General features: G+C 62.9%; 2 protein-coding genes. Both read left to right on the top strand.

The window, feature by feature from the left end; genetic code table 11:
- The coding region (locus CER19_RS04560; protein WP_133298305.1) for a phosphopantetheine-binding protein at positions 1 to 589 on the top strand (589 nt) is incomplete at its 5' end.
- Between the two features lie 3 nt (positions 590 to 592).
- Positions 593 to 5,866: non-ribosomal peptide synthetase (locus tag CER19_RS04555; protein WP_116665536.1), on the top strand; the 5,274-nt coding region annotated here is incomplete at its 3' end.

Here is a 5,866-nt window from a genome sequence, read left to right as displayed (position 1 = left end):
GGGGGAAATCGAAGCGCGTTTGCGCGAGCAAGCCAGTGTCGGTGAAACCGTGGTGGTGGCCCAGGAGGGGTCGACCGGTAAGCAACTGGTGGCCTATGTGGTACCGGCCGACGCCAGCCTGGCCGACCAGGTTGAGTTCCGTGACGCCCTGCGTCGTGCCCTGAAGGCCGACCTGCCGGATTACATGGTGCCCAGCCACTTTGTATTCCTGGCCCACATGCCGCTCACCCCCAACGGCAAGCTCGACCGCAAGGGCCTGCCATTGCCGGATGTGAGCCAGATGCAGCAGCAGTACCTGGCCCCGCAAACCGAGCTTGAGCAGCAGATCGCCACGATCTGGGCCGACATCCTGCACCTGCCGCAAGTGGGCCTGAACGACAACTTCTTTGATGTCGGTGGCCATTCCTTGCTGGCGATCCAGATTACCTCGCGGGTGCAGGCCGAGCTCGGCCTGGACGTACCGTTGATGGAACTGTTCCAGACCGAATCGCTGCGCGCCTACGTGCAGGCCGCAGCCACTTTCCGCGCCGGCAGCGTGGAAGATTTTGATGACCTTCGTGACTTTTTGAGCGAACTAGAGGCGATTTGAACCATGCTTTCCAACCCTAATATCGACCTGGTGTCGCGCTTTCTTCGCTTGCCTCTGGAGCAGCGCCAGCAGTTTTACCAGCGCTTGCAAAGCCGGGGCATGAGTTTCGCTCAACTGCCGATTGCTCCCACCCGCCACGACAGCGACACACCGACGTTGTCTTACGCCCAGGAACGCCAGTGGTTCCTCTGGCAACTGGACAAGGACAGCACCGCCTATCACATCCCTGGCGCCCTGCGTTTGCACGGGCACTTGGACCTGGCAGCGTTGCAACGCAGTTTCGACAGCCTGCTGGCCCGGCATGAAAGTTTGCGCACGCAACTGGTCGAGGACGATGAACGTCTGTGGCAGGCAGTGCTACCGCATGCGCGGGTGCAGATCCAGCAGGCGCACGTCGACGAAGCGCAGTTGATGGCGCGGGTGGAAGAGGAGGTGGCGCGGCCGTTCGATTTGCACCAGGCGCCGTTGTTGCGTGTGACGTTGTTGCAACTGGCCGAGGATGAACATGTGCTGGTGATGGTGCAGCACCACATCGTCTCCGATGGCTGGTCGATGCAGGTGATGGTGGAGGAACTGGTGCAGCTCTACGCCGCCCATAGCCAGGGCCATGACCTGCAACTCCCGGAACTGCCGATCCAGTACGCCGACTACGCGCTGTGGCAACGCGGCTGGATGGAAGCCGGGGAGCAGGCGCGCCAACTCGCGTATTGGCAGGCCCTGCTGGGCGCAGAGCAACCTGTGCTGGAATTGCCGCTTGACCGCCCGCGCCCGGCGCAGCAAAGCCATCGCGGTGCAAGCCTGCAGGTGCATCTGCAACCGACGCTGGTGGCGGGGCTCAAGCGCCTGGCGCAGCAAGAGGGCGTGACCGCGTTCATGCTACTGCTGGCGTCGTTCCAAGCCCTGTTGTATCGCTACAGCGGGCAGTCGGATATCCGCATTGGCGTGCCGAACGCCAACCGTAACCGCGTCGAAACCGAGCGGTTGATCGGCTTCTTTGTTAACACCCAGGTACTCAAGGCTGACCTTGACGGGCAGATGAGCTTTGCCGAGCTGCTGCAACAAACCAAACGCCGCGCCCTGGAGGCCCAGGCTCATCAGGACCTGCCGTTCGAGCAACTGGTGGTGGCATTGCAGCCTGAACGCAGCTTGAGCCATAACCCGTTGTTCCAAGTGATGTTCAACCACCAGACCGAGGCCCAGGGCGGCCGCGAAGGCCGACAGTTGCCGGGCCTGCGTGTGGTGGAATTGGACTGGGACAGCCAGACCACCCATTTTGACCTGAGCCTGGACACCCATGAATCCGCCGACGGGCTTTGGGCCGCGCTGACCTACGCCACCGACCTGTTCGATGCCGCCACCATCGAGCGCATGGCGCAACACTGGCAACACCTGCTGCAAGCGGTGGTGAGCGCGCCCCGCAGCCGCCTTTGCGAACTGCCGATGCTGGGTGCCGCTGAGCAACACAGGATGCTTCAGGACTGGAACACCCCGGCTGGTGTCACCCCCTTTGAGGCTGTGCACCGGCTGTTTGAAGCCCAGGCTGATCAGCAGCCGGAACGTCAAGCCCTGGCCCTGAACGAGCAGGCCCTCAGCTATGGGGAACTGAACCGTCAGGCCAACCGCCTGGCGCATTACCTGCTGGCCCAGGGCGTCGGCCCTCAAGGGCTGGTGGGGATCGCCGTGGAGCGCTCCTTTGCCATGGTGGTCAGCTTGCTCGCGGTGCTCAAGACAGGAGCGGCTTATGTGCCGCTGGACCCTGAGTACCCCCGCGAACGGCTGGTGCATATGCTTGAGGACAGTGGTGTGGGTCTGGTGTTGACCCAATCCCACCTGCATGGGCGCCTGCCGTTGCCGGCCCAGGTGCTGGCGGTGGACATCGACTTGGTCCAGGCGCAGTTGGCGTTGTGTGCCGACGATAATTTACCGGTTGATGTCGAGCCCCAGAGCTTGGCGTATGTGATCTACACCTCCGGCTCCACAGGCAAGCCCAAGGGGGTTGCCATCAGCCATGCAGCACTGAGTGAGTTCGCTGGCATCGCGGCGGATTACTCGCAGCTGGTTGCCCAGGACCGAGTGTTGCAGTTTGCCACATTGAACTTCGACGGTTTCGTCGAGCAGCTGTACCCGGCGCTGACCCTTGGTGCCACCGTGGTACTGCGTGGCCCGCAGTTGTGGGACGGTGCCGAGCTGTACCGGCAGATCATCGCCCAGGGCGTTACCCTGGCCGACTTGCCCACGGCCTACTGGAAGCTGTTCCTGCAAGATTGCCTGGCAGCAGGCCCAAGAACCTATGGTGCCTTGCGCCAGATCCATATCGGCGGCGAAGCCATGCCGTTGGACGGCCCGCTGTTGTGGCAGCGCGCCGGGCTCGGCCATGTGCGCTTGCTCAATACCTACGGGCCTACCGAGGCCACCGTGGTTTCCAGCGTGCTGAACTGCACTGACCCGAGCGCCGTCAGCGCCGGCGGCGCCAGCCCCATTGGCCGGGCGCTGCCAGGGCGTGGCCTGTATGTGCTGGACCGTGACCTGAACCTGCTACCGCTGGGCGCCGTGGGTGAACTCTATATCGCCAGCGCCAATGGCTTGGCCCGTGCGTATTTGCAGCGGCCAGGCCTGACCGCCGAGCGCTTTGTCGCTGACCCGTTCAGCCCATCCGGCGAGCGCCTGTACCGCACTGGCGACCTGGCGCGCTATCGCGCCGATGGCGTGGTGGAATATGTCGGACGGGTTGACCATCAGGTCAAGGTCCGTGGTTTCCGCATTGAACTGGGAGAGATCGAAACCGTGCTGCTGGCCCAGGACAGCGTGCGTGAAGCGCTGTTGCTGGCTGCCGACAACCAACTGCTGGCCTACCTGGTACCTGCGCAGACGCTGTCTGAAACCGAGCGCGCCGAGGTGGGTGAACAGTTGATGGCCACCTTGCGCGGCCACCTGCCGGACTACATGGTGCCGGCGCACCTGATCTTCCTCGAGCGCATGCCGCTCAACCCCAACGGCAAGCTGGATCGCCAGGCCCTGCCCAAGCCAGATGCCAGCGTGGAACAACAGGATTGGCGGGCGCCGGTCACCCCGTTGCAACAACAGGTGGCGGCGATCTGGGCGGCTATTCTGGGAGCCGAACGTGTGGGCTTGAACCAGCACTTCTTCGAACTGGGAGGGCATTCCCTGCTGGCGATGCAGGTGGTGTCACGCATCCGCCAGACCCTGAGCCTGGAAGTGCCGCTCAAAGCCGTGTTCGAACACCCGCGGCTGGAGGCGTTTGTCGCGGCCTTGCAAGCCCAGGACAGCCCGTTGCCAACGGCGCCGGCCCTGCTGCCGGCCGGGCGCGTGCAGCCGTTGCCACTGTCTTACGCCCAGGAGCGACAATGGTTTCTGTGGCAACTGGAACCCCACAGCGCGGCGTATCACATTCCCAGTGCATTGCGCCTGAAAGGGCAATTGGACCTGGCTGCGTTGCAACGCAGTTTCGATAGCTTGCTGGCGCGTCATGAAAGCCTGCGTACCCATATCCGCCAGGATCACGACGGCGCGGTGCAAGTGATTGAGCCGCCAATGTCCTTGCCGATCACCCTGGCCGATGCCGATGAAGCCCAGCTCAAAGCCAGGGTGCAAGCGCTGATCGCCCAGCCGTTCGATCTGCAACAAGGCCCGTTGCTGCGCGTCACGCTGTTGCGCCTGGCCGCCGACGAGCATGTGTTGGTGTTGGTGCAGCATCACATCGTTTCCGATGGCTGGTCGATGCAGTTGGTGGTCGAGGAACTGGTGCAGTTGTATGCCGGTTACAGCCAGGGCCAGGACGTGCAGTTGCCGGCGCTGCCGATCCAGTATGCCGACTATGCCGTATGGCAGCGCAGCTGGATGGACGCCGGTGAGAAGCAACGTCAACTGGCCTACTGGCGTGAACTGTTGGGCGGTGAGCAGAGCGTGCTGGAGTTGCCGTTCGATCACCAGCGCCCGGCTGTGCAGAGCCACCGCGGCGCACGCCTGGCGTTCGAGCTGGCGCCCGAACTCACTCAGGGGCTCAAGGCTTTGGCCCAACAGCAGGGCGTGACCCTGTTCATGTTGTTGCTGGCATCGTTCCAGACCTTGTTGCACCGCTACAGCGGCCAGGAAGAAATACGCGTCGGCGTGCCGATTGCCAACCGCAATCGCAGCGAGACCGAGCGCTTGATTGGCTTCTTCGTCAACACCCAGGTGCTCAAGGCGGATGTGCATGGGCAGATGAGTGTCGGGCAGTTGCTGCAGCACGTTCGGCAACGCGCCCTGGAAGCCCAGGCTCACCAGGATTTGCCGTTCGAACAACTGGTGGAGGCCCTGCAACCTGAGCGTAGCCTGAGCCACAACCCGCTGTTCCAGGTCATGTTCAATCATCAGACTGACGTCGGCCAGGCTCAGGTTCAGCACCAATTGCCAGGGCTGCGGGTAGAAGGCCTGGACTGGGACAGCCAGACCGCACATTTCGACCTGGACCTGGATATTCAGGAGTCCACCGAAGGTATATGGGCCACTTTGGGTTATGCCCAGGACCTGTTCGAAGCCAACACCGTGCAACGCATGGCGCGTCACTGGCAGAACCTGCTGCAGGGTATGGTCGCCAACCCACGACAACAGCTCAGCCAGTTAAGCCTGCTGGACGCGACCGAACAACAACAGATCCTGCAACTGTGGAACCGCACGGAGTCTGGCTTTTCGGCCGAGCGCCTGGTGCATGAACGGTTTGCCGATCGCGCCCGGGCAAACCCGACGGCGGTGGCGGTGAAGTTCGACGCGCAAACCCTGAGCTATGGCGAACTGGATCGCCAGGCCAACCGCCTGGCCCATGCCCTGATCGCCCGTGGTGTCGGCCCGGAAGTGCGCGTGGCCATCGCCATGCCACGCAGTGCCGAGATCATGGTGGCGTTCCTGGCGGTGATGAAAGCCGGTGGTGTGTATGTGCCGCTGGATATTGAATACCCACGTGATCGCCTGCTGTACATGATGCAAGACAGCCGTTCGAAATTGCTGTTGACCCATTCGGACGTGCAACACCGGTTGCCGATCCCGGACGGCCTCGAAGCCTTGGCGGTGGATCAGGTGCAAGCCTGGTCGGATTACAGTGATGCGGCCCCGAATGTGGCGTTGGACGGCGACAACCTCGCCTACGTGATCTACACCTCCGGTTCCACCGGTTTGCCCAAGGGCGTGGCGGTGTCCCACGGGCCGTTGGTGGCGCATATCATCGCCACTGGCGAGCGCTATGAAACCTCGCCGAGCGATTGCGAATTGCACTTCATGTCG

Source organism: Pseudomonas sp. GL93, from assembly GCF_003408955.1.
Lineage (GTDB): Bacteria > Pseudomonadota > Gammaproteobacteria > Pseudomonadales > Pseudomonadaceae > Aquipseudomonas > Aquipseudomonas paracarnis.
The sequence above is the reverse complement of the archived record's forward strand: the minus strand, read 5'-3'. Positions and strand labels throughout refer to the sequence as shown.